Source organism: Klebsiella sp. C283 (genome assembly GCF_048822555.1).
GTDB classification, from domain to species: Bacteria; Pseudomonadota; Gammaproteobacteria; order Enterobacterales; family Enterobacteriaceae; genus Klebsiella; species Klebsiella quasipneumoniae.
Genome location: NZ_JBMEZS010000006.1, coordinates 98,051 through 123,172, shown reverse-complemented (window position 1 = coordinate 123,172; position 25,122 = coordinate 98,051). Strand labels below are relative to the sequence as shown.

Sequence of the window (25,122 nt, the reverse complement as noted above, 5' to 3'; positions counted from 1 at the left end):
GTTAAGAATCTGTAACGTATCCGCAACCTCATGTATCAAACATTATTTTTCCGTTCGTCTTACCTACCCTTACAAAAAAGGTATCGTTATTATGAAGATAAAGAACCTTTGCCTTACGCTTTGCGCCAGCTCCCTCCTGCTCGCCAGCATGGCGGGGATGGCGAAAGAAGTGAAGATTGGCATGGCCATCGACGATCTGCGTCTGGAACGCTGGCAGAAAGACCGCGATATTTTCGTCAATAAAGCGGAATCCTTAGGCGCCAAAGTTTTTGTCCAGTCCGCCAATGGCAATGAAGAAACGCAGATGTCGCAAATTGAAAACATGATCAACCGCGGCGTCGATGTCTTAGTCATTATTCCTTATAACGGTCAGGTGCTCAGTAACGTTATTAAAGAGGCTAAGCAGGAAGGTATTAAAGTGCTGGCCTATGATCGCATGATTAATAATGCCGATATTGATTTCTATATTTCTTTCGACAATGAAAAAGTCGGCGAAATGCAGGCGCAAAGCCTGGTCGACAAAGTGCCGCAGGGTAATTATTTTCTGATGGGCGGCTCGCCGGTGGATAATAACGCCAAGCTGTTCCGCGCCGGCCAGATGAAGATCCTCAAGCCGTATGTCGATGAGGGCAAAATTAAGATTGTCGGCGATCAGTGGGTTGACGGCTGGCTGCCGGAAAACGCGCTGAAAATAATGGAAAACGCGCTGACGGCGAATAATAACAAAATCGATGCCGTGGTGGCCTCCAATGACGCAACCGCCGGCGGCGCCATCCAGGCCTTAACCGCCCAGGGGCTGGCAGGCAAAGTGGCGATCTCCGGTCAGGATGCTGACCTGGCGGGCGTGAAGCGCATTATTTCCGGTACCCAGACGATGACCGTCTATAAACCGATTACCACCCTGGCCACCAACGCCGCCGAAATCGCCGTTGAGCTGGGCAACGATAAGCAGCCGAAGTCTGACACCACGCTGAATAACGGCTTAAAAGATGTCCCTTCACGCCTGTTAACGCCAATTGAAGTGAATAAAGAGAATATCGACGCCACGGTGATAAAAGACGGTTTCCATAAAAAGAGTGAACTGTAATGGCTGACGCCCCGCTACGGGGCGTCATTTTCATCCCGCCGGATATCACTTTTGCGGAGTCTTTATGGCCTGGCTACTCGAAATGAAGAACATCACCAAAACCTTCGGCGCCGTTAAGGCCGTGGATAATGTCAGCCTGCGCCTGAACGCTGGCGAGGTGGTCTCGTTATGCGGTGAAAATGGTTCGGGAAAATCGACGCTGATGAAGGTGCTGTGCGGTATCTATCCGCACGGAAGCTATGAGGGCGAGATTATTTTTGCCGGCGAAACGCTGCAGGCAAACCATATTCGCGATACCGAACGCAAAGGCATCGCCATTATTCATCAGGAGCTGGCGCTGGTGAAACATCTCACCGTGCTGGAGAACATTTTCCTCGGCGCCGAAATATCCCGCCACGGCCTGCTGGATTATGAAACCATGACGCTGCGCTGCCAGAAGCTGCTGGCGCAGGTCAATCTGCCCATTTCGCCCGACACCCGCGTCGGCGACCTCGGCCTCGGTCAGCAGCAGCTGGTGGAGATCGCCAAGGCGCTGAATAAACAGGTGCGCCTGCTGATCCTCGACGAACCAACCGCCTCCTTAACCGAACAAGAGACCGCGACGCTGCTGGCGATCGTTCGCGATCTGCAAAACCACGATATCGCCTGCATCTATATTTCGCACAAGCTCAGTGAGGTCAAAGCGATCTCCGATACGATCTGCGTGATCCGCGACGGCCAGCATATCGGCACCCGCGACGCCAGCGGCATGAGCGAAGACGACATCATCACCATGATGGTTGGCCGGGAGCTCACCGCGCTCTATCCCAGCGAACCGCACGCCCACGGCGAAGAGATCCTGCGGGTCGAACATTTAACCGCCTGGCACCCGGTAAACCATCATATTAAACGGGTCAACGACGTCTCGTTTTCCCTGCATCGCGGGGAGATCCTCGGCATCGCCGGGCTGGTCGGCGCCGGACGGACCGAGGCGGTGCAGTGCCTGTTCGGCGTCTGGCCGGGGCGCTGGCAGGGGGAGATCTTCATTGATGGCCAGCCGGTCAGCATCACTAACTGTCAGCAGGCCATTGGCCACGGCATCGCCATGGTGCCGGAAGACCGCAAAAAAGACGGCATCGTGCCGGTGATGGCGGTGGGTAAGAACATTACCCTGGCGGCGCTCAGCCAGTTCACCGGCGCGATGAGCAGCCTGGACGACGCCGCCGAGCAGCACTGTATTGAGCAGTCCATTCAGCGATTGAAAGTTAAAACCTCCTCTCCGGAGCTGGCGATTGGCCGCCTGAGCGGCGGCAACCAGCAAAAGGCGATTCTGGCCCGCTGTCTGCTGCTGAATCCACGCATTCTGATCCTCGACGAACCCACCCGCGGCATCGATATCGGGGCGAAGTATGAAATTTATAAACTGATTAACCAGCTGGTGCAGCAGGGCATCGCGGTCATTGTCATTTCATCCGAACTGCCCGAGGTGCTTGGTCTTAGCGATCGGGTGCTGGTCATGCACGAAGGCAGGCTAAAAGCCAATTTGGTTAATCAACATCTGACCCAGGAACAGGTGATGGAAGCCGCGCTGAGGAGCGAACGCCATGTCGAAGAACACGTCGTCTGAAATCAAACTTACCCCAACCGCCCCCACCGCCCTGCCGGCGCTGAAGGGGCTGAACCTCCAGGTCTTCGTGATGATCGCCGCGATCGTCGTCATTATGCTGTTTTTCACCTGGGTTACCGATGGCGCCTACCTGAGCGCGCGCAATATCTCCAACCTGCTGCGCCAGACGGCCATCACCGGCATCCTCGCCGTCGGCATGGTGTTTGTGATTATTTCGGCAGAAATCGACCTCTCCGTCGGCTCGATGATGGGGCTGTTGGGCGGCGCCGCGGCGATCTTTGACGTCTGGCTCGGCTGGCCGCTGCCGCTCACCATTCTGGTGACGCTGGTGATGGGGCTGCTGCTCGGCGCATGGAACGGATGGTGGGTGGCCTATCGCAAGGTCCCCTCGTTTATCGTCACCCTCGCCGGGATGCTGGCGTTTCGCGGCATTTTGATCGGCATCACCAACGGGACCACCGTCTCGCCCACCAGCCCGGCGATGGCGCAGATCGGCCAAAGCTACCTGCCAGATGGCATTGGCTTTGGCATCGGCGTTGTCGGCATGGCGGCGTTCATTATCTGGCAGTGGCGCGGACGGATGCGCCGTCAGGCGTTAGGTCTGGCGACCGCGTCCTCCACCGCGGCCGTTGGCCGCCAGGCCATTACCGCGGTGATTGTGCTGGGCGCAATCTGGCTGCTCAATGACTATCGCGGCGTGCCGACGCCGGTACTGATCCTCGCCGCCCTGCTGCTGGCAGGCCTGTTCATGGCCACTCGCACCGCCTTTGGCCGCCGCATCTACGCCATCGGCGGCAACCTGGAGGCGGCACGTCTGTCCGGGATTAACGTCGAGCGTACCAAGCTGGCGGTGTTTGCCATTAACGGCCTGATGGTCGCCATTGCCGGACTGATCCTCAGCTCGCGCCTTGGCGCGGGCTCCCCCTCGGCGGGCAACATCGCCGAACTGGACGCCATCGCCGCCTGCGTCATCGGCGGTACCAGCCTGGCGGGCGGTATCGGCAGTGTCGCCGGGGCGGTAATGGGGGCGTTTATTATGTCGGCCCTGGATAACGGCATGAGCATGATGGACGTCGCCACCTTCTGGCAATATATCGTCAAAGGCGCCATTTTGCTGCTGGCGGTGTGGATGGACTCCGCCACCAAGCGGCGCGCGTAAGGAAGCGCTCTCTGAAGAATGTCTGAATTCTTTGCGCTACCACCAAACTTCGCCATAAGGCGCTTGAAATATCTCGGGCATTAGCCGGTAGTGTATACCCAACAGCATTCGGGTTGCAGACGGCGCATCCCAGCCGCGTATCGCGTACGTGGCTGGGGTGAATGAGAAAGCCAGGCCATCGGCAACATCATGAATGAAGGGGTATGACCGGGGTTAGAGCAGGAACATCATCTATGTTTGAAAAGCGTCACCGTATTACGCTGTTATTTAACGCCAACAAAGCTTATGACCGCCAGGTGGTTGAGGGTGTCGGCGAGTATCTGCAGGCCTCTCAGCTGGAGTGGGATATCTTTATTGAAGAGGATTTTCGGGCACGAATCGAAAACATCAAAGAGTGGTTAGGCGATGGCGTTATCGCCGACTATGACGATCCCGAAATCGAAAAGCTACTGGCCGATGTCAACGTCCCCATCGTCGGCGTCGGCGGCTCTTATCATCAGCCAGAGCAGTACCCGCCGGTCCACTATATCGCCACGGACAACACCGCGCTGGTGGAAAGCGCCTTTCTTCATCTGAAGGAAAAAGGGGTACACCGCTTCGCGTTTTACGGACTGCCCACCTCCAGCGGTAAACGTTGGGCGGTAGAGCGCGAGTATGCCTTCTGCCAGCTGGTGGCGAAGGAGAAGTACCGCGGCGTGGTCTACCAGGGGCTGGAGACGGCGCCGGAAAACTGGCAGCACGCGCAAAACCGGCTCGCCGACTGGCTGCAAACGCTGCCGCCGCAAACCGGCATTATCGCCGTAACCGACGCGCGCGCCCGCCACGTCCTGCAGGCCTGCGAGCTGCTGCATATCCCGGTGCCAGAGAAACTGTGTGTTATTGGCATCGATAATGAGGAGCTGACCCGCTACCTCTCGCGCGTCGCCCTCTCCTCCGTCGCCCAGGGCACCCGCCAGATGGGTTATCAGGCGGCAAAATTGCTCCACCGGCTGCTGAATAACGAGGCGCTCCCGCTGCAGCGCCAGCTGATCCCGCCGATGCGCGTCGTTGAACGACGTTCCACCGACTACCGGTCGTTAAACGATCCCTCCGTGATTCAGGCGATGCATTACATTCGCAACAATGCCTGCAAAGGCATCAAGGTGGAGCAGGTGCTCGACGCCGTCGGCATTTCACGCTCCAACCTGGAGAAACGCTTTAAAGAGGAGGTCGGGGAGACCATCCACACGGTGATCCACAGCGAGAAACTGGAAAAGGCGCGCAGCCTGCTGGTATCCACCAGCCTGTCGATCAATGAAATTTCACAAATGTGCGGCTACCCGTCGCTGCAATATTTCTATTCGGTGTTTAAGAAAGAGTACGACGTGACGCCGAAGGAGTACCGTGACCGGCACAGTGAAGTCATGATGTAGAGAGCAAAGAAAAATGCCCGGGTTTGCGCGCCGGGCATGAATAATCACGTAGATAAGCACATTACATGTGCGCGGCAATTAACCGCTGGTTATCCTGATACATCGCGAAGAGATAGTTGTTGTAGCTCGACCCTCTGGTCGAATACCCCTTCAGCTTATGAATCATGGTGCTGGCCGTTACTTCCTGATCCGCCTTGCGCAGCTGCAGGCGCGATTTGCGGAAAGAGGAATAGGCCGGGTGAGTGTTCAGGTTTGTGACGTAAGCCTGCACCGACTGCTCCACCGACTCAAACTGCGAGTAGCCTTTCATCGCGCCGCGGCAGCGACCAGCGCCGCACTTCATGCCGAACAGATTGTTGTTCTCACGCGCCAGCTTGGAAGTACCCCAGCCACTTTCCGCCGCCGCCATGGTCGCGACCATGCTGTTCGGAATAATGTCGACACGCTCAAGCAGCGCGTTCCAGGGCACATGACGCGTATTGCCTGACCACTTCACCTTATAACGTGTCGCGATGTCTTTCAGGCGCGCCTTTTCGCTCGGCGACCAGCGAGCATCGTACTGCTTGGAAACAAGCCAGTTACGATCCGCAGTAATCGCCTGATTCTGCTTGGTAATATAAGGCATGACCGTCCGGAGAAACGCTTTTTTCCTTGGTGTTCCGGAAGGGTATTTTCGCAAGTCAGGAAGTGAACTGCTCTTTACACTATTGCGAGAATACTCTTGTTTACTGCTTACCTTAGTACTACTTATCTTCTTAACCGTTGGGGCTTTATGACTCTTTGTTGCTGTGTGCGTTGTTGCCAACACACTACCTGAAAAGACGCAGGTTAGTAACATAAGTATGGCGGCCCCATATCGTCGTATGGGATTCGATATCATCAGGTCTCCTGGTCGGATATATGCATTCCAACACCTTGTTTTTCACAAAAAAACGATAGCTGAATCGCTAATAGTATCAAAAATACGCACTGAGAGCATCAACAGAAATAGTCCAATTCCGAATTGCTGTCATCTGAAATCGGTTTCTGCGCCGCATCGCTAGCGCGAAAATGCTAGCTTCGTCTCATTTTTAGCCTATTTTTTGAGCGGTGTCACTCACCCCTTTTCATCCTCCTGGCAAAACGTCCGCCGGGAGGAGTTCACTCGCGCGGCAACAAGGCACACTAGCTAAAAACCGCTCAAGGATCCCGCAATGAAACTCGCTGCGCTTGCCACGTTATTCGTGCCTGGGATGGCCTTTGCCGCCTGGACTACCGCCGACTTCCCTGCTTTTACCGAAGAGGGGACGGGTCGCTTCATCAGCCAGAAAGTGGTTGAGAAGGGTACACGTCCCCTGCAGCTAAATTTTGACCAACAGTGCTGGCAGCCTTCCGGCGGCATTAAGCTCAACCAGATGCTCTCCATGGAACCCTGTCGCGGCACGCCGCCGCAATGGCGCGTCTTCCGCCAGGGTCTGTATACCCTGGAAGTGGATACCCGCTCCGGCACGCCGACGATGATGATTTCGCTGGAAGAAAAAGAGGCCAGCGCCGCGGCGCCGCAGATCCGCCAGTGTCCGAAGTGGGATGGAAAACCTCTCACCCTCGACGTCAGTAAAACCTTCCCGGAGGGCAGCAAGGTTCGCGATTTCTACAGCGGCAATGTCGCGACCGTCAGCGGCGGCAAAATCACGCTGCAGCCCGCCTTCGGCAGCAATGGTCTGCTGCTGCTCGAGCGCGCCGAGACGGCCGCGCCGGCGCCGTTCGACTGGCACAACGCCACCGTCTACTTCGTCCTGACCGACCGCTTCGTGAACGGTAATCCGGCCAACGACAATAGCTACGGCCGACATAAAGACGGCATGCAGGAGATAGGCACCTTCCACGGCGGCGACCTGCAGGGATTAACCAGCAAGCTGGATTATCTGCAGCAGATGGGGGTCAATGCCCTGTGGATCAGCTCCCCGCTCGAGCAGATCCACGGCTGGGTCGGCGGCGGGACGAAAGGCGATTTCCCTCACTACGCTTACCACGGCTATTACACCCAGGACTGGTCGAAACTGGACGCCAATATGGGGACCGAAGCCGATCTCCGTCGGCTGGTGGATGAAGCGCATAAGCGCGGAATACGTATTCTGTTCGACGTGGTGATGAACCATACCGGTTACGCCACCCTGGCCGACATGCAGGAGTTCCAGTTCGGCTCTCTGTATCTGCAAGGGGATGAGCTGAAAAAAACCCTCGGCGAGCGCTGGACGGACTGGAAGCCCGGCGCGGGCCAGACCTGGCACAGCTTTAACGACTATATCAACTTCAGCGATAAAGCCGGGTGGGAGAAATGGTGGGGCAAGAAGTGGATCCGCACCGATATCGGCGATTACGACAACCCGGGCTATGACGATCTCACCATGTCGCTGGCCTTCCTGCCGGATCTGAAAACCGAATCGAAGGAGGCGTCGGGCCTGCCGAACTTCTACAGCCATAAACCGGACACTGCGGCGAAAGCGATCCCGGGCTATACGCCGCGCGACTACCTGACGCACTGGCTGAGCCAGTGGGTGCGCGACTACGGCATCGACGGCTTCCGCGTCGATACCGCTAAACATGTGGAGATGGACGCCTGGCAGCAGTTAAAAACCCAGGCCACCGCCGCGCTGGCGGAGTGGAAGAAAGCCAATCCGGATAAAGCGCTGGATGCGGCGCCGTTCTGGATGACCGGCGAAGCCTGGGGACACGGGGTGATGGAGAGCGATTACTATCGCCACGGTTTTGATGCGATGATCAATTTCGACTACCAGGACCAGGCGGCGAAAGCGGCTAACTGCATGGCCAACATTGACCTCACCTGGCAGCAAATGGCGGACAAGCTGCAGAGCTTTAACGTCCTGAGCTACCTCTCCTCGCACGATACGCGCCTGTTCCGCGAAGGCGGCACCACGGCGGCAGAGCTGCTGCTGCTGGCCCCTGGCGCCGTGCAGATCTTCTATGGTGACGAGTCGTCGCGCCCGTTCGGCCCCACCGGCTCGGACCCGCTGCAGGGCACCCGTTCAGAGATGAACTGGCAGGATGTCAACGGTAAAGCAGCCCGCAGCGTTACCCACTGGCAGAAGATCGGCCAGTTCCGCGCGCGCCATCCGGCGATCGGCATGGGCAAACAGACAACGCTGTCGATGCCGCGGGGTTACGGATTCGTGCGCGAGAGCGGTGAAGACAAAGTGATGGTCATCTGGGCCGGACAACAGCAGTAAAGCAGGAGTGGCTCCCTGCCCGGCGGGGAGCCAGTCAGAACAATACGCTGATAAAATATCGATTCACAGGATAAAAACAAAAACACTCCCCTTCCCTTCGATTTGCACCTCGCTGGCGCTGGCGTTATGGTTAGCCACTTTCCAGAACCACCGACAGACGATTCGCGATGACATTTTCCCTTTTCGGCGACAAATTCACCCGTCATTCAGGCATTACCCGCCTGATGGAAGACCTTAATGACGGTCTGCGCACGCCGGGCGCTATTATGCTGGGCGGCGGCAACCCCGCTCAGATCCCGGAGATGAATGACTACTTCCAGCAGCTGCTCTCCGACATGCTGGATAATGGCAAAGCCCTTGATGCGCTTTGTAATTATGATGGTCCGCAGGGCAAAAGCGAGCTGCTGAGCCTGCTGGCGAAGATGCTGCGCGACGAGCTGGGCTGGGAGATCGAACCACAGAATATTGCGCTAACAAACGGCAGTCAGAGCGCATTTTTCTACTTGTTTAATCTGTTCGCAGGCCGTCGGGCAGATGGCACCACCCGTAAGGTGCTGTTCCCGCTGACGCCGGAATATATCGGCTATGCCGATGCCGGCCTGGAAGAGGATCTGTTCGTTGCCACCCGGCCGAATATCGAACTGCTGCCGGAAGGCCAGTTCAAGTACCACGTTGATTTTGAGCATCTGCAGGTGACGGAAGAGACCGGGATGATCTGCGTCTCGCGTCCCACCAACCCGACCGGCAACGTCATCACTGATGAAGAGCTGATCAAACTGGATGCGCTGGCGAATCAGCATGGGGTCCCGCTGGTGATTGATAACGCCTACGGCGTGCCGTTCCCGGGCATTATTTTCAGCGACGCCCGACCGCTGTGGAATCCGAACATCGTGCTGTGTATGAGCCTGTCCAAGCTGGGCCTGCCGGGCAGCCGCTGCGGGATTATCATCGCCAACGAGAAAATCATCACCGCCATCAGCAACATGAACGGCATTATCAGCCTCGCGCCCGGCGGTATCGGGCCGGCAATGATGTGTGAAATGATTAAACGTCAGGATCTGCTGCGCCTGTCAGAGACAGTGATCAAACCCTTCTATTACCAGCGGGTGCAGGAGACCATCGCCATTATTCGCCGCTATCTGCCGGAGGAGCGCTGCCTTATTCACAAACCGGAGGGGGCGATCTTCCTCTGGCTGTGGTTTAAGGATCTGCCGATCTCCACCGAGCTGCTGTATCAGCGGCTGAAAAAGCGCGGCGTGCTGATGGTGCCGGGGGATTTCTTCTTCCCGGGACTCGATAAACCGTGGCCGCATACCCACCAGTGCATGCGCATGAACTATGTGCCGGACCCGCAAAAAATCGAGGCCGGGGTGAAAATTCTCGCCGAAGAGGTTGAATTCGCCTGGCGCGAACAGGAAGCCTAATCCCTGACGCCGCTGACGGGAAACGCCCGTTAGCGGACCCGCTCACGCCAGTGCCAGCAGCTGGCGTTTTTGCGCGCATAGCGCCTCCAGCTCCGCGGGAGCCATCACCCGCAGCGCCTGCGTCGGGCAGGCGGCTACGCAGGCCGGCCCTTCGGCGCGGTGGTGGCATAAATCGCATTTCAGCGCCTGCGCCTGCTGGTTCACCACCGTGACGGTCATTGCGCCGTACGGGCAGGCGACCATGCAGCTTTTACAGCCGATGCAGCGGCGCTGATCGACCCACCAGACGTCCTCCTCCCGACGAATCGCCCCCTGCGGGCAGACGCTGGCGCAAGGCGCATCCTCGCACTGCCGACAGGCCGTCGCCGTTGATATCTCGCCGCTTTTCACCACCCGGATACGCGGCGTGAAATGGCCTGTCGACAGCATGGAGAGATCCTGCGCCTGCTGGTGCGCCACCGCGCAGGCCACTTCACAGGTACGACAGCCAATACACTGCTGGGCATTGGCAATAAGAAACCGGTTCATCCTCTGCTCCCTGGGGATAAAACCGCAGGGTGCCAGAATAATCCCTGCCCGCGCTTTGATCCTGAATGGAATCAGCGCTGTTTTTAGTCACTAGCACAAGTGATTTTTCATTACGCTGAATTAATGTGCTCCTTACAGTAGCGGCGCTTCCAGGCTGCAGGCGTGAGGCTGGTGTGCTTGCGAAAGATCTTGCGAAAATAACCGACGTCATTAAAGCCGCACTGGCTCGCGACTTCGGTCAACGACAGTGAATCACTGATCAATAGCTTTTCCGCCGCTCTGACCCGCTGACGATGCAGCGCTTCGGTCAACGTCACGCGAAAAACGTGACGATAGACGCGTCCTAAATAGTCCGCATTACAGTGCAGCTCTTTCGCCAGCGTCGATGCTGAAACAGGCAAGTGGTAACGAGTATGGATGATCTGCTGCGCTTTCCAGGCCAGCGCAGCGCCGGGACTGTCGTCCGGTTTTTCGCTTGCCGCCGCGGCAATCTGCTGCAGTATCAGCAATAACAGGAGCTCCAGCGCCAGGCTGCGGTGAATATTCTCCTGTTCACGAAGAAACTGGCGAAACAGCGAAATAATGTATTGTGGATCGCTGACGCGGGTATGTTGCGGAACGTTAAGCAGCGCAGGCGGCAGAGACCGGACATTGTCCGTTAATACTTCAAAATGCAGCCAATAAAATTTCAGGTCGGCGGGAAATTCCCCCACCCCAACATGAGAACGTTCTGGCCACAGCAGTAAACTCTCCCCTGCATTAACGTTAAATATTTCACCCTCCTCGCAAATCGTTAACGTCCCCTTTTCGACAAAAATAATTTCCCAGGACTGCAGTTTACGCGCCGGATGACTGCCGACGCCACGGGAAATAAATAAGCCGCCATTTTGTACGCGAATCGGGAGAGGCATGGATAATTCAAGCATATATATTTAATTTTCCGCTAACGAAACGATAAAAAATCTCTTTCCAACTGATTATTAATCATAAATTAACGCCTTTCCGGATCGGAATCACACTTTTATGACGAAGTCGGAATCGTCCTCTTTTTATACTTTTCCCTTCCCTTGTTGCCTCGTTTATTCGGTGCAAAATAATTAATGTATTTGCAAAAGACAAAAAATGTCCGCCGGTCAGACAGCGGAATAATTCTGAACATCATCTTCGGGAGTTATTTATGACTACGGCTCCGATTACGACAAGCGACCTCACGAAGCACGTGCAGGACGCCAAATTATCTCTCCGTGAAAAAATAGGCTATGGTCTGGGCGACGCCGGTGGAACGGTCATCACCTGCCTGATCATGAACTTTCTCACTTTTTTCTATACTGACGTCTTTGGGCTCACCCCGGCGCTGGTCGGTACTCTGTTCCTTGCGCTGCGCGTGTTTGATGCTATTTCCGATCCGATCATGGGCGTCCTCGCCGATCGGACCCAAAGCCGATGGGGACGTTTTCGCCCCTGGCAGCTATGGATTGCGGTTCCTATTGCAGCGATCGGGGTGCTGACCTTTACCGTGCCGGATGCCGGCATGGGGGTAAAAATCGCCTGGGCCTTCGGCACTTACCTGCTGCTTTCAGTCAGCTATACCGCGATTAACGTCCCCTACTGCGCGCTCATTAATACGATGACCACTCGCCATAGCGAGGTGATATCCTGCCAGGCATGGCGCTTTGTACTGTGCGGCGTGGCAGGATTCCTGGTCTCCGTGGGCCTGCCGTGGTTGGTTAAAGCGCTCGGTCAGGGGAATACCGCCCAGGGTTATCAGTATGGTGTCGGCGTACTCTGCGCCATCGCGGCGGTGATGTTTTTGTGCTGCTTTTTCTGGGTACGTGAGCGTGTTTCCCTGGAGATGCTCGGCAAATTCACCCTGCGCGAACATATCGCCGGTCTGCGTAAAAACGATCAGTTGTTACTCATGCTGGCGATGTCATTCCTGTTGATCAACGTGTTTAACATTCGCGGTGGCGGCTACATGTACTTTATTACCTATGTACTGGGCGGCTCTACTGGCTATACATCGCTGTTTTTCACCATGGTCACCTTTTCCTCGATTCTGGGCGCCGCGATCGTCAATTGGCTGTCGCGCCACGTTGATACCGTCAAGCTCTATTACTACACCAATCTGGTATTGGCCTTACTGGCGGTGGGGATGTGGTTCCTGCCAACCGGTCCGTCCTGGCAAACGCTATGGCTGGCGGTCATTCTCGGCAATGGCATCATCCTGGGCTTTACCCTACCGCTGCATTTTTCGTTGATGGCCTTCTCTGATGATTATGGTGAATGGAAGACGGGTGTCCGTTCGTCAGGGATGAACTTTGCTTTCAACCTGTTCTTTATCAAGCTGGCATGGGCCTCCAGTGCGGGCATTATCAGCCTGGTATTTATCTACGTTGCTTATCAACCCGGCGCCAGCAACCAGACTCCATCCTCACTATCGGGGATCACGGCGATGGAAACCCTGCTGCCCGCGCTGTTCCATCTGTTGCTGGCCTTCGCTATCCGCGCCTGTAAGCTCAACAATCCCATGATGTCGCGCATTGCAACCGATCTGCGCGCACGTCACATTCAGTCTTAAGGAGAAATCATGGAAGTCGATCTGCACAAACTGAAAGTTAACGATCCGTTTCTGGGTCAGTATCAGCAACTGGTGCGTGATGTCGTCATTCCCTATCAGTGGGATGCCCTCAATGACCGGATCGCCGAGGCTGAACCCAGCCATGCGATAGAAAACTTCCGTATCGCCGCAGGTCAGCAGGCAGGGGAATTCTACGGAATGGTGTTCCAGGACAGCGATGTGGCGAAATGGCTGGAGGCAGTCGCCTGGTCATTGTGTCAGAAGCCAGATGCGGAACTGGAAAAAACCGCCGACGAGGTGATTGAGCTGATTGCCGCCGCGCAATGTGAAGATGGTTATCTGAACACCTATTTTACGGTGAAAGCGCCCGGGGAACGCTGGACCAATCTCGCCGAATGCCATGAATTGTACTGTGCCGGTCACTTGATTGAGGCTGGGGTGGCATTCTTCCAGGCAACCAGTAAACGCCGCCTGCTGGAGGTGGTATGTCGCCTCGCCGATCATATCGACAGCGTCTTTGGTCCGGACGGCAATCAGCTGCACGGCTACCCGGGACACCCTGAAATAGAGCTGGCGTTAATGCGTTTGTACGATGTGACTCAGGAACCACGCTATATGGCGCTGGCTAATTACTTCGTTGAACAGCGTGGGACACAGCCGCATTTCTATGACATCGAATATGAAAAACGCGGCAAAACTTCCTTCTGGAATACCTATGGGCCGGCGTGGATGGTGATGGATAAACCCTACAGCCAGGCGCATTTGCCGCTTGCCGAACAGACCACCGCTGTGGGTCACGCGGTTCGCTTTGTTTATTTAATGGCCGGCGTAGCGCACCTTGCACGCCTGAGCAAGAACGAAGGCAAACGCCAGGACTGCCTGCGGTTATGGAAAAACATGGTCCAGCGTCAGTTGTATATTACGGGCGGCATTGGCTCACAGAGCAGCGGGGAAGCCTTCAGCAGCGATTACGATCTGCCGAATGATACCGTTTATGCGGAAAGCTGCGCCTCTATCGGGCTGATGATGTTCGCGCGCCGCATGCTGGAACTGGAAGCCGACAGCCAATATGCTGATGTGATGGAGCGCGCGCTTTACAATACCGTTCTGGGCGGTATGGCGCTGGACGGTAAACATTTCTTCTACGTCAACCCACTGGAAGTGCAGCCCAAGGCTTTAAAATTCAATCATATTTATGACCATGTTAAGCCTGTTCGTCAGCGCTGGTTCGGCTGTGCCTGTTGCCCACCGAATATCGCTCGTCTCCTGACCTCGCTGGGACATTATATCTATACGCCACGCGAAGAGGCGTTGTATATCAATCTCTACGTCGGTAATCAGGCTGAGATCCCGGTAGGAGAAAAGACGTTACGTCTGCGTATCAGCGGTGACTATCCCTGGCAGGAACAGGTCAAAATTGTCATCGAGTCTCCGTCAGCATTGAACCATACGCTGGCGCTGCGTCTCCCGGACTGGTGCGAGGGGGCACAGCTCACCCTGAACGGCGCGCCGGTCACGCAGGATATACGCCAGGGCTATCTGCATATCCAACATCTCTGGCAGGAAGGCGACACCCTGATGCTAACGTTGCCGATGCCGGTTCGCCGGGTATATGGTAATCCGCTGGTTCGCCACCAGGCAGGCCAGGTGGCGCTGCAACGCGGTCCACTGGTTTATTGTCTTGAACAAGCTGATAACGGTGAGGCGCTGCATAACCTACTGCTGCCACGCGATGCCAGGTTCACGGTGTTTGAAGGAAAGGGGCTGTTTGCTCACAAAATGTTGATTCAGGCCCCAGGCTACAGAAAACATGCAGAAAACGCCGATGCGCAGAAGCTGTGGAGCTACGATCACCCTCTGGCCACCCCCCATTCACAGACGTTGACCTTTATTCCCTGGTTTAGCTGGGCAAACCGCGGAGAAGGCGAAATGCGTATCTGGGTTCGGGAAGCCGAATAAGGCCAGGCACAACGCGACCCCTCTTCCCCGGCAACACACCGTTCGCTGTCCGCCGGGGAGCAGGCGTTAATGATTAAAGAAACAATGCTTTATCGCGCAGGATATGATCGTTGCCGCGACGGCGGGTGTAGCCAATCCGATCGAAATACTCGAGGATCTGGATCGCCAGCTTCCGCCCTACGTTTAAGGTATCGCGAAAATCCGCCGCGCAGGTTGAGCCGCGCAGCTGATCCAGCTCGCGCACCCGCTGGGCGAACTGCACAATGCGATCGTTGCGGTAGTAACGATCTTTGACGATCGCGGTAATCATCCCCTGCTGCGCCGCCTGGCGCAGCACCGCGCGCATCAGGGACTCTTCAACATGGACTTCGCGCGCGAGATCGCGCACCCACCAGGGATCATCGCCGAACAGGGTCTCCACCTTCCGCCAGACCGCCTGCTGCTCGTCGGTAAACCCGGCTTTATGCTCGGGCAGATGCAGCCAGCCGTGATGGCTGTGGACTAATCCGCTCTCGCGCATCTGCTCAATCAGCAGCAGCACCAGCGCTTCCTCTTCCATCGGCAGCGCGATGCGGCGCAGGCGCTCCCGGCCAGGGCCCGGCTCGTCGCGATGCTGCTCATGGTAGCGCGCCAGGGCATCCAGCAATTTTCGCTGCCAGCGGGCGGCAAGCGGCGCACTAAGCAGGCGCTGTCCGGCCTGCAGATAGTCCGGTCGCTGGATCAAGGCCGCCATTCCGGCTTCACTCAGCTGCCGCGCCCAGGCGAAGCGCTCAAGCCGGACGGCGTCCCGCTGCAGATGCAGCTCCAGGGCCTGCGCATCGTCAGCGCCGACCGCCGCCAGGGCGTGCAGCCACTGCAGATACTCCGGTTTACGCTTGCCGCGGCGCGGGGGATCCAGCGTCACCACCCGTGCGCCGGCCAGCGTCAAGCGAGCGGAGATATCGCGGAGCACCAGCCGGTCGTTATCCGCCAGCCACAGCGGAGTATCCAGCACCAGCTCCGCCAGGCCGCCCTCCAGGAGCGACACCCGGCCGGTGATGTGGCTGGCAGCGTGGTGAATATGCAGCGGCTGCCACTGGCTGAGCGGCGTATGGCACTGCAGTTCGACAATCACCCGCTCTGCAGGCTCCGGCGGCGGTGAGGAGAGCAGCCAGTCGCCGCGGTGCAATGCCTCTTTCTGCGCATCGCCGACAATATTCAGCGCAATGCGCTGCCCGGCGTGCGCCTGCTCAACCGCTTGATTCTGGGCATGCAGGCCGCGGACGCGCATCGGCGTGTTGACGCCGGTGAGCCACAAAGTATCCCCGACCCGAACTTCGCCGGAGAGCGCCGTCCCGGTGACCACCAGCCCCGCCCCTTTGACGGTAAAGGCGCGATCCAGCGCCAGGCGAAAACGCCGCTGCTGTGGATGGGGGCGCTCCGCAAGCTGCAGCAGATGGCTGCGCAGTTCGGCAATACCGATGTTTTCCACCGCCGCGGTGGGGAAGAAAGCGGCGGCGTCAAAGCCCAGTTCGCGCAGGGTCTGCTCGACCTCCGCCTGAACCTCCGCCACCCTGGCGGCCGCCACGCGGTCCGTCTTGGTGAGGGCCACCGTCAGCGTCGGCTTTCCGGTCAGCTGCAGGATCGCCAGGTGTTCGCGGGTTTGCGCCATCACGCCGTCATCGCAGGCCACCACCAGCAGCGCATGGTCGATCCCTCCCACCCCCGCCAGCATGTTGGACAAAAACTTTTCGTGCCCGGGCACGTCAATAAACCCCAGCACCCGCCCGTCCGGTTGCGGCCAGTAGGCATAGCCGAGATCGATCGTCATTCCCCGCGCTTTCTCTTCCGGCAGACGATCGGCATTTACGCCGGTTATCGCCTGCAGCAGCGTCGTTTTGCCGTGGTCAACATGTCCAGCGGTGGCAATAATCATCGTAACAACATCTCCATAAACCGGGTTTCATCTTCCAGACAGCGCAGGTCCAGCCAGAGCCGACCGTCATAAATGCGGCCAATCACCGGGCACGGCAGCGCGCGCCAGCGGGCCGCCAGCGCCTCCAGCCGGCTGCCGCGGCCGTCATGCGGGGTAAAGGTCAACGCCGCGCCAGGCAGACGGTCGACAGGTAACGAGCCGCTGCCAATCTGCGACTGGCAGGCTGCCACGTTGACGGCAAAATCAGCATAGTGTGCCGCCAGGGCAGGCTGCAGACGTTCGGCCTGCCGGCGGATTTCGTCCGCCGGGCGGGTGAGCAGGCGCAGCGTCGGTAAGGTGTCCCGCAGCGCTTCCGGATGCTGATAGAGGCGCAGCGTGGCTTCCAGCGCCGCGAGGGTCATTTTATCCGCGCGCAGGGCCCGCTTCAGCGGATGGCTTTGCAGGCGGGCAATCAGCGCGCGTTTGCCGACGATAATTCCAGCCTGCGGGCCGCCGAGCAGTTTGTCGCCGGAGAAACTGACCAGGCTCACCCCGGCGGCGATCATCTCCTGCGGCATCGGCTCCTTCGGCAGGCCATACTGACTGAGATCCACCAGCGACCCGCTGCCCAGGTCGGCCACCACCGGGACGTCCAGCTCGCGGCCGATGACCGCCAGCTCCGCTTCGTCGACGGCTTTGGTAAAGCCTTCAATGCTGTAGTTGCTGGTGTGGACCTTCATCAGCAGGGCGGTATTGTCATTCACCGCCTGGCGATAGTCTTTGGCATGGGTGCGGTTGGTGGTGCCCACTTCGTGCAGCTGACAACCTGCCTGACGCATTACGTCGGGGATGCGGAACGCCCCGCCGATCTCCACCAGCTCGCCGCGGGAGACCACCACCTCCCTGCCGCTGGCGGTGGCCGCCAGCATCAGCAGAACGGCTGCCGCGTTGTTGTTCACGATACAGGCATCTTCCGCGCCGGTGATCTGGCACAGCAGATCGGCAATGGCGCGATCGCGATGGCCGCGCCCGGCGTCGTCGAGATCATATTCGAGCGTCACCGGCGCGCGCATCGCGCTGGCGACCGCCTCCACCGCCGCCTCAGCCTGGATGGCGCGCCCGAGATTGGTGTGCAGCACCGTACCGGTGAGATTAAACACCGGACGCAGGGCGCTCTGCCTTCTGGCGGTCAGCCGCTGCGCGCAGGCGCTCAGCCAGTCATGGCTCCAGTCAGGCAGTGTCTGACACTGGCGGATCTGTTCCCGCGCCTCGTCCAGCATCTGGCGCAGCTGCGTCACCACCTGCGAATGGCCGTGCTGCGCCAGCAGGGAGGAAAAAGCGGGGTCGCGGAGTAAGCGGTCAATGGCCGGAAGCCGGGTATAAAGCGCACGAATTTCGGTAGTCATCAATGGGCCTGGCGGTAAGTTATTTTCCCCCCTCCCGACGGGAGAGGGAGTCAACAATCAGCGGCGATTGTAACGCCTCCTTGCGCAAACTGTTACCTGCCTGGGTCAAGTCCGCGGCGGTTCGGTGCGCGCAAAGCTGGCGCGCTGGAACAGCGCATCCACCAGCTTCACCAGCTGCGGCCGGGTGGCGCACCAGCCCGGCGCCACCCGGCGAAAGTTCAGGTAGGCGATGGCGCAGGCCGTGGAGATGGTCGCCAGATTGACCTCGTCGCCGCGCAGCGTCCCGTCCGCCGCGCAGGCTTCCAGCCTGTCGAGGCCGCGCGCCACTTTCTCCCGCTGGCGGAGCAGCTCTTGCTCTGACTGTTGGGCCGCGGGGCGAGCCTTTTCGCGCACCAGCGCCTGGGCGGCCTCCATCACCCCATCCGCCAGCGCCTCTAGCTGGCGCATCCTGAGAGCGGCTCTGGGATCGGCGGGGATCATCGGCGGCGCCACGCCCAGCAGCTCGAGATACTGGGCGATAACCGGGGAGTCAAACCAGCATTCGCCGTCATCCGTCACCAGCGCCGGCACTTTGCCCAGCGGGTTATAGCGCGCCACGCCGTTGCTTTCGCTGTAGGGGGATTCGTTGACAAACTCAAAAGGGATGCGCTTTTCCAGCAGGATCACTGATATTTTGCGCACAAAGGGACTGGTGTAGCTGCCGATCAGTTTCATAGCCTGCTCCTTATCGCCAACAAAGATATGAGTATGGCTCAGGGCGAGGTAAAAGGCAGGTGAGCCTCCCGCTCAACCTGCCGCCGATCGCATTAATGGTCGAGATAGAGGTAGTGCATCCAGCTGGTCATGCGCAGCAGCACTTTACGCATCACCGAAACGTGGGCGAAATGGTCGGAGTAGACCGCCACCTGAGCGTAGATGCCATCGGGTAGCGCATCAATTTCGGCATTCGGATCGAGCTCGATGGTCGCCAGTACGCCATCGCTGCCCGGCGTCACGGTCAGCGACTGCAACGCCCCCTGCGCCTGATAGGTCCCCCCAGGCACCACCGGTAAAATGCTCACCAGTTTACCGTGGAACACCTGTCCGGGCAGGGCATTAAACACCGCTTCCGCGTCGTCGCCCTTCTCCAGCCTTAACAGCGAATTTTGCCTGAACTGGGCGACGATCAGCCGTTTTTGCTCGGGGATAAACACCATCACCGGCCGCAGCGGCAGCGAGGCGGCGTAGGTCCCCGGACGGATCAACACCTGAGTGATATACCCATCGCTGGGCGCCCGCACGGTGGTCTGATCGAGATTATATTTCGCCTCCGCCAGCTGGGCGCGCAGGCTGGCCACTTGCGACTGTTCGCCGTTGATCATGCTATCCAGCTGGCTCTGGATCTGCGCCTGCTCCGCCACCGACGCCTTGACCAGCGCATCCTGGGCCAGATAATTCTGCCTGGCGTTATCGATGTCGCTTTCCGAGAACGGATTCACCCGCGCCTGGCTCCCTTTCAGGTAGCGCTGATAGTCCTTGTATAAGCGATCGCGTTCCGCCGACACGCGGGTGGTGTTGGCCTGGGCTTCAGAGAGCTGCGCCTTGAGGGTGTTAATACTGTGCAGCGCTGTCACCAGGTCGGCCTGCAGGCGATCGACCCGCGCCTGGTAGCGCGCCGGGTCAATGGTAAATAACACCTCGCCCTTTTCGACGCGCTGATTCGCTTTGTCGGTGACGCTGCTGACGACCCCGGTCACCTGCGGCGTAATAGGAATAGATATTACCGCCTTTTGCGCCAGAAAGGTGTAAGGGTGGTTATAGTTCATTAATAAAATAAGCGCGCTAACAATAAATACGCCCCCCAGCGCCGCGGTGGGAACCGTCCATTTATTAACCGGTATTTTGAAGATTTTAAATATCGACCAGGCGATGGCCACGTAGGTCAAAATGATCAACAGATCCATAGTTTATTTCTCCGCCGCAGCGGTGGACTGTGGCCGCTGGATGGCCGCCACCTGATGTTCAAGGTCGCTCAGTCGTTGGCGAAGCTGTTGTATATCCGTCTCTTTTTCAGGTTCGTCGGGGTCCGTATTCGCCTTATGCTGCATGCCCCAACCGCGCTCAGGCCGGTACAGCGTGGCCCATATCCATAAAAATGGCCAGATGACGTGGAGAGTAAAAAGACTGACCCATCCGGCGACATGAATAGCATCGGAATGGGGGTGGTTGCGTTTTTTGGCAATTAAATAGGGAATATCGTGAATAATGATAATCCCATAAAAAATGACCAGAAAAACGAAGATCAGAACGCCCAGCGCAAAATAATTGAGAAACATAATTCCCTCGGCTTTACGCTAATAATTTATATGAATTTTAATCACGGCCCACTGATATCCGGACCGCTGATTTGAGCATAATTCACCCCTTTCATTTTTGCCATCCGGCGGAAAAAAGTTATTTAACAAACATGGTTGCTTAGTTACAGCGCCGCCTCGCCCTGGCCGCAAAACCGGGCCGAGATCACAGCGGCAAAAATCCACTGTGAAATTCTTTGTGATCAAAATCACAAACAAACAACAAAAACACGAAACAAAATTGTGACAAATATCACACAAAAACGCAGATTAGCGACTAAAACGGCGGTCTGTTGTTTTTTTACACAGCCATTATGTGATCGCAATCACTACAAAACCCTCTCCGCCCCCTATATTCATGTGATCTAACTCACACTTAAGGGCGCTGGCTGGACAGCTAAACGATTCAGTGCCAGATTTCGCACTATCAATCAGGGCCCGGCTACCTCTGCCGCCACATTAACAACAAACCTCGGGCTTTTAGCCTGCGCGATACGCAAAACAGAAGAAGGGGTGTTTTATGTCATCCGATATCAAGATCAAAGTGCAAAGCTTTGGTCGTTTTCTCAGCAATATGGTGATGCCGAATATCGGCGCGTTTATCGCGTGGGGTATCATCACCGCGCTTTTCATTCCGACAGGGTGGTTGCCAAACGAAACGCTGGCGAAGCTGGTCGGTCCGATGATCACCTACCTGCTGCCGCTGCTGATCGGTTACACCGGCGGTAAATTAGTCGGCGGCGAACGTGGCGGCGTGGTCGGGGCGATCACCACCATGGGCGTTATCGTCGGCGCGGATATGCCGATGTTCCTCGGCTCCATGATCGCCGGCCCGCTGGGCGGCTACTGCATCAAGAAATTCGATAACTGGGTAGACGGTAAGATCAAATCCGGTTTTGAAATGCTGGTGAATAACTTCTCCGCCGGCATCATCGGGATGATCCTCGCCATTCTCGCCTTCCTCGGCATCGGCCCGGCGGTAGAAGTTCTGTCGAAAATTCTGGCGGCTGGCGTTAACTTCATGGTGGCGCACGACATGCTGCCGCTGGCGTCTATCTTCGTGGAACCGGCAAAAATCCTGTTCCTCAATAACGCCATCAACCACGGTATCTTCTCGCCGCTGGGTATTCAGCAGTCCCACGAGCTGGGTAAATCCATCTTCTTCCTGATTGAAGCTAACCCGGGTCCGGGGATGGGCGTTCTGCTGGCGTACATGTTCTTTGGCCGCGGCAGCGCTAAACAGTCTGCAGGCGGGGCGGCTATCATCCACTTCCTGGGGGGTATCCATGAAATCTACTTCCCGTACGTGCTGATGAACCCACGTCTGATCCTGGCCGTTATCCTCGGCGGGATGACCGGTGTCTTCACCCTGACCATCCTCAACGGCGGTCTGGTCTCTCCGGCTTCCCCGGGCTCTATCCTGGCGGTGCTGGCGATGACGCCGAAAGGGGCCTACTTCGCGAACATCGCAGCCATTATCGCCGCGATGGCGGTCTCCTTCGTCGTCTCTGCGGTTCTGCTCAAGACCAGCAAAGTCAAAGAAGAAGACGATATCGAAGCCGCGACCCGTCGTATGCATGACATGAAAGCGGAATCCAAAGGCGCCAACCCGCTGGCGGCTGGCAATGTCACCAACGACCTGAGCCATGTGCGTAAAATCATCGTCGCCTGCGACGCCGGGATGGGCTCCAGCGCCATGGGCGCCGGGGTACTGCGCAAGAAAGTGCAGGATGCCGGCCTGAGCAACATCTCGGTCACCAACAGCGCCATCAATAATCTGCCGCCGGATGTTGACCTGGTGATCACCCACCGAGACCTGACCGAGCGCGCCATGCGCCAGGTACCGCAGGCGCAGCATATTTCGCTGACCAACTTCCTCGACAGCGGTCTGTACACCAGCCTGACCGAGCGTCTGGTGGCGGCCCAGCGCCACATCGACAACGAAGTCAAAGTCACCGATAGCCTGAAAGACAGCTTTGATGATACGGACAAAAACCTGTTCAAGCTGGGTGCGGATAACATCTTCCTCGGTCGCAAAGCGGCCACCAAAGAAGAAGCCATTCGCTTCGCCGGCGAGCAGCTGGTGAAAGGCGGCTACGTCGAGCCGGAATATGTGCAGGCGATGCTGGACCGCGAAAAACTGACCTCGACCTATCTCGGCGAGTCCATCGCGGTGCCGCACGGCACCATCGAAGCGAAAGACCGCGTGCTGAAAACCGGCGTCGTCTTCTGCCAGTACCCGGAAGGGGTGCGCTTTGGGGAAGATGAAGACGATGTTGCCCGCCTGGTGATCGGCATCGCCGCCCGCAACAACGAGCACATTCAGGTGATTACCAGCCTGACCAACGCGCTGGATGACGAAACGGTGATTGAGCGCCTGGCGAACACCACCAGCGTCGACGACGTACTGGCGCTGCTGAATAAATAATCAGCGCTATCCAACCCTCTCCTTTGGGAGAGGGTTGGGGTGAGGGAAAAAGCCTCACCCCAGCCCTCTCAGGTAAAAACATTAATTGAAGGTTAATACTATGAAAGCATTACATTTTGGCGCAGGTAATATCGGACGTGGCTTTATCGGTAAACTGCTGGCTGACGCGGGCATCGACCTGACGTTTGCCGATGTCAATCAGACCGTACTTGATGCCCTGAATGCCCGTCATAGCTACCAGGTTCACGTCGTTGGCGAAAATGAGCAGGTGGATACCGTCTCCGGCGTGAATGCCGTCAGCAGCATTGGCGACGAGGTAGTGGAGTTGATCGCCAGCGTCGACCTGGTGACCACCGCCGTCGGTCCCGTCGTTCTTGAGCGCATCGCCCCGGCCATCGCCAAAGGGCTGGCGAAGCGCAAGGCGCAGGGCACTGAACGCCCGCTGAACATTATCGCCTGCGAAAACATGGTGCGCGGCACCACGCAGTTAAAAGGCCACGTATTTAACGCTCTGGCGGAGGAAGATAAAGCGTGGGTGGAAACCCATATCGGCTTCGTCGACTCCGCCGTTGACCGTATTGTGCCGCCATCGGCGTCCGCTACCCATGACCCGCTGGAAGTCACCGTGGAAACCTTCAGCGAATGGATCGTCGATAAAACCCAGTTCAAGGGCGAACTGCCGACCATCCCGGGAATGGAATTAACTGATAACCTGATGGCATTTGTCGAACGCAAGCTCTTCACCTTGAACACCGGGCATGCTATAACCGCCTACCTCGGAAAACTGGCGGGCCACCAGACGATTCGCGACGCGATACTCGACGAGAAAATTCGGGCCGTCGTGCAGGGCGCGATGGAGGAGAGCGGCGCGGTGTTGATCAAACGCTACGCCTTTGACCCGCAGAAGCACGCGGCTTATATCCAGAAAATTCTTGGCCGTTTCGAGAACCCGTACCTGAAAGACGATGTCGAGCGCGTTGGCCGTCAGCCGCTGCGCAAACTGAGCGCCGGCGACCGTTTAATTAAGCCGCTGCTGGGTACGCTGGAATACGGCCTGCCGCACCGCAATCTGGTGAAAGGGATTGCGGCGGCGATGCATTTCCGTAGCGAAGACGATCCGCAGGCGCAGGAGCTGGCGACACTGATCGCCGACAAAGGGCCGCAGGCCGCGCTGGCGCAGATTTCCGGCCTTGACGCGGCAAGCGATGTCGTCGCGGAGGCCGTTAACGACTACAACGCGGTAAAATGATGCACAACCTGGCGCGGCCGACGTCGCGCCCATTACGACTCCTGTCAGATATGCAGGCAATGATGGAAGAAACACAAGCATTTGAAAACCGTGTGCTTGAGCGTCTGAATGCTGGCAAAACCGTACGAAGCTTCCTGATCGCCACCGTCGAGCTGTTAACGGAAGCGGTCAATATTCTGGTGCTTCAGGTGTTCCGTAAAGACGACTACGCGGTGAAATACGCCGTCGAGCCCTTGCTGGAGGGCAGCGGGCCGCTCGGCGATCTCTCAGTACGCCTGAAGCTGATTTATGGCCTTGGGGTGATAAGTCGTGCCGAATATGAAGACGCCGAGCTGCTGATGGCCCTGCGCGAAGAGCTTAATCACGACGGCAATGAGTACAGCTTTACCGACGACGAAATTATCGGTCCGTTCGGCGAACTGCACTGCGTCGCCGCCCTGCCGCCAACGCCGCAGTTTGATGACAGCGACGCCGAACTGCTGGCAATGCAGAAACTGCGTTACCAGCAGATGGTGCGTTCAACGATGGTGTTGTCCCTGACTGAGCTGATTTCACGAATCAGCTTAAAAAAAGCCTTCCAGAAATCAACGCTCTGATTCCGGCTCCGTCTGGTCGCAGGTCGGCCGGTAAAGCTGACGATAATATTCCAGACGCTGCAGAAACAACGCTTCCTTATCCTGAGGGATATCTCGCGGTACATGCTGCAGCCGCGGAGACTTTTTCAAATACTCCATAAACGCCTGACTGGAAGCCATAAAATCAACCGCTTTGTCGATTAAACGTGGTACGCCGTCGCCGATCTTTGCCATCACGTCCTCCTTTTGGGAATAAT

Annotated in this window: 20 protein-coding genes; 11 read left to right on the top strand and 9 right to left on the bottom strand. The window is 57.5% G+C overall.

All coding sequences use genetic code 11. From position 1 onward, the window contains the following. The first annotated feature begins 91 nt into the window (after positions 1-91). From xylF to xylR, 4 genes are all read left to right on the top strand, one after another. Positions 92-1,087 carry a D-xylose ABC transporter substrate-binding protein gene (gene xylF / locus ACOI7Z_RS13360; protein ID WP_023291333.1) on the top strand — a complete coding sequence of 332 codons (996 nt, stop codon included), beginning with the start codon at positions 92-94 and terminating at the stop codon, positions 1,085-1,087. Positions 1,088-1,151: 64 nt separating this feature from the next. Beyond that, on the top strand, positions 1,152-2,693 hold the full coding sequence (locus ACOI7Z_RS13355) for a xylose ABC transporter ATP-binding protein (RefSeq protein WP_087848694.1): 1,542 nt from the start codon (positions 1,152-1,154) through the stop codon (positions 2,691-2,693). Further along, a complete protein-coding gene (gene xylH, locus ACOI7Z_RS13350; RefSeq protein WP_017900029.1) occupies positions 2,671-3,852 on the top strand; it encodes a xylose ABC transporter permease XylH in 1,182 nt (393 codons plus the stop codon). Before ACOI7Z_RS13355 ends, xylH begins: the two co-directional genes overlap by 23 nt. 233 nt (positions 3,853-4,085) lie before the next feature. Then, positions 4,086-5,264 carry a D-xylose utilization transcriptional activator XylR gene (gene xylR, locus ACOI7Z_RS13345; RefSeq protein ID WP_023291336.1) on the top strand — a complete coding sequence of 393 codons (1,179 nt, stop codon included), beginning with the start codon at positions 4,086-4,088 and terminating at the stop codon, positions 5,262-5,264. Positions 5,265-5,325: 61 nt separating this feature from the next. Here the strand turns inward: xylR and ACOI7Z_RS13340 are convergent, their stop codons facing one another. Beyond that, the gene (locus ACOI7Z_RS13340) at positions 5,326-6,144 is read right to left on the bottom strand and encodes a protein bax (RefSeq protein ID WP_064757123.1); all 819 of its coding nucleotides are present in this window, start codon (positions 6,142-6,144) and stop codon (positions 5,326-5,328) included. A gap of 313 nt (positions 6,145-6,457) precedes the next feature. Here ACOI7Z_RS13340 and ACOI7Z_RS13335 point away from each other — a divergent pair, with 313 nt between their 5' ends. Further along, positions 6,458-8,491 (top strand): alpha-amylase, encoded by a 2,034-nt coding sequence (locus tag ACOI7Z_RS13335; RefSeq protein WP_086076514.1) that lies wholly within the window; start codon positions 6,458-6,460, stop codon positions 8,489-8,491. A 167-nt stretch (positions 8,492-8,658) separates the two neighbouring features. Then, positions 8,659-9,915 carry a valine--pyruvate transaminase gene (gene avtA / locus ACOI7Z_RS13330; protein WP_023291339.1) on the top strand — a complete coding sequence of 419 codons (1,257 nt, stop codon included), beginning with the start codon at positions 8,659-8,661 and terminating at the stop codon, positions 9,913-9,915. 42 nt (positions 9,916-9,957) lie between these two features. Here avtA and ACOI7Z_RS13325 read toward each other — a convergent pair whose 3' ends face one another. Both ACOI7Z_RS13325 and ACOI7Z_RS13320 read right to left on the bottom strand, forming a co-directional pair. Beyond that, the gene (locus ACOI7Z_RS13325; RefSeq protein ID WP_087848695.1) at positions 9,958-10,443 is read right to left on the bottom strand and encodes a 4Fe-4S dicluster domain-containing protein; all 486 of its coding nucleotides are present in this window, start codon (positions 10,441-10,443) and stop codon (positions 9,958-9,960) included. Positions 10,444-10,553: 110 nt separating this feature from the next. After that, entirely contained in the window at positions 10,554-11,369 is an 816-nt protein-coding gene (locus tag ACOI7Z_RS13320; protein WP_032454348.1) for an AraC family transcriptional regulator, read from the bottom strand. 251 nt (positions 11,370-11,620) lie between these two features. On the opposite strand from ACOI7Z_RS13320, the gene ACOI7Z_RS13315 reads away from it, so the two are divergent. Both ACOI7Z_RS13315 and ACOI7Z_RS13310 read left to right on the top strand, forming a co-directional pair. Beyond that, the gene (locus tag ACOI7Z_RS13315) at positions 11,621-13,021 is read left to right on the top strand and encodes an MFS transporter (protein ID WP_032454349.1); all 1,401 of its coding nucleotides are present in this window, start codon (positions 11,621-11,623) and stop codon (positions 13,019-13,021) included. A 9-nt stretch (positions 13,022-13,030) separates the two neighbouring features. Next, positions 13,031-14,980 (top strand): glycoside hydrolase family 127 protein, encoded by a 1,950-nt coding sequence (locus tag ACOI7Z_RS13310; RefSeq protein ID WP_048298561.1) that lies wholly within the window; start codon positions 13,031-13,033, stop codon positions 14,978-14,980. A gap of 73 nt (positions 14,981-15,053) precedes the next feature. On the opposite strand, the gene selB is transcribed toward ACOI7Z_RS13310, so the two are convergent. The 5 genes from selB to ACOI7Z_RS13285 all read right to left on the bottom strand — a co-directional run bounded on the left by selB (position 15,054) and on the right by ACOI7Z_RS13285 (position 20,595). After that, a complete protein-coding gene (gene selB / locus ACOI7Z_RS13305; protein WP_086076517.1) occupies positions 15,054-16,895 on the bottom strand; it encodes a selenocysteine-specific translation elongation factor in 1,842 nt (613 codons plus the stop codon). Continuing rightward, entirely contained in the window at positions 16,892-18,280 is a 1,389-nt protein-coding gene (gene selA / locus ACOI7Z_RS13300) for an L-seryl-tRNA(Sec) selenium transferase (protein WP_065882884.1), read from the bottom strand. The genes selB and selA overlap by 4 nt, the downstream gene beginning before the upstream one ends. A 105-nt stretch (positions 18,281-18,385) precedes the next feature. Next, entirely contained in the window at positions 18,386-18,994 is a 609-nt protein-coding gene (locus ACOI7Z_RS13295; protein ID WP_004152043.1) for a glutathione S-transferase, read from the bottom strand. Between the two features lie 92 nt (positions 18,995-19,086). After that, positions 19,087-20,223, bottom strand: a complete 1,137-nt coding sequence (locus ACOI7Z_RS13290; RefSeq protein WP_023291343.1) for an HlyD family secretion protein — start codon at positions 20,221-20,223, stop codon at positions 19,087-19,089. A gap of 3 nt (positions 20,224-20,226) precedes the next feature. Further along, positions 20,227-20,595 (bottom strand): DUF3302 domain-containing protein, encoded by a 369-nt coding sequence (locus tag ACOI7Z_RS13285; protein WP_023291344.1) that lies wholly within the window; start codon positions 20,593-20,595, stop codon positions 20,227-20,229. A gap of 538 nt (positions 20,596-21,133) precedes the next feature. Here ACOI7Z_RS13285 and mtlA point away from each other — a divergent pair. From mtlA to mtlR, 3 genes are all read left to right on the top strand, one after another. Next, positions 21,134-23,041 (top strand): PTS mannitol transporter subunit IICBA, encoded by a 1,908-nt coding sequence (gene mtlA, locus ACOI7Z_RS13280; protein WP_044525038.1) that lies wholly within the window; start codon positions 21,134-21,136, stop codon positions 23,039-23,041. A gap of 100 nt (positions 23,042-23,141) precedes the next feature. Next, a complete protein-coding gene (mtlD, locus tag ACOI7Z_RS13275) occupies positions 23,142-24,290 on the top strand; it encodes a mannitol-1-phosphate 5-dehydrogenase (RefSeq protein ID WP_023291346.1) in 1,149 nt (382 codons plus the stop codon). Then, entirely contained in the window at positions 24,290-24,886 is a 597-nt protein-coding gene (gene mtlR / locus ACOI7Z_RS13270; RefSeq protein ID WP_002922401.1) for a mannitol operon repressor MtlR, read from the top strand. The genes mtlD and mtlR overlap by 1 nt, the downstream gene beginning before the upstream one ends. On the opposite strand, the gene ACOI7Z_RS13265 is transcribed toward mtlR, so the two are convergent. Further along, positions 24,875-25,099 carry a hypothetical protein gene (locus ACOI7Z_RS13265; protein ID WP_002922402.1) on the bottom strand — a complete coding sequence of 75 codons (225 nt, stop codon included), beginning with the start codon at positions 25,097-25,099 and terminating at the stop codon, positions 24,875-24,877. The two genes, mtlR and ACOI7Z_RS13265, sit on opposite strands and share 12 nt — an antisense overlap. Between the last annotated feature and the right edge of the window lie 23 nt (positions 25,100-25,122).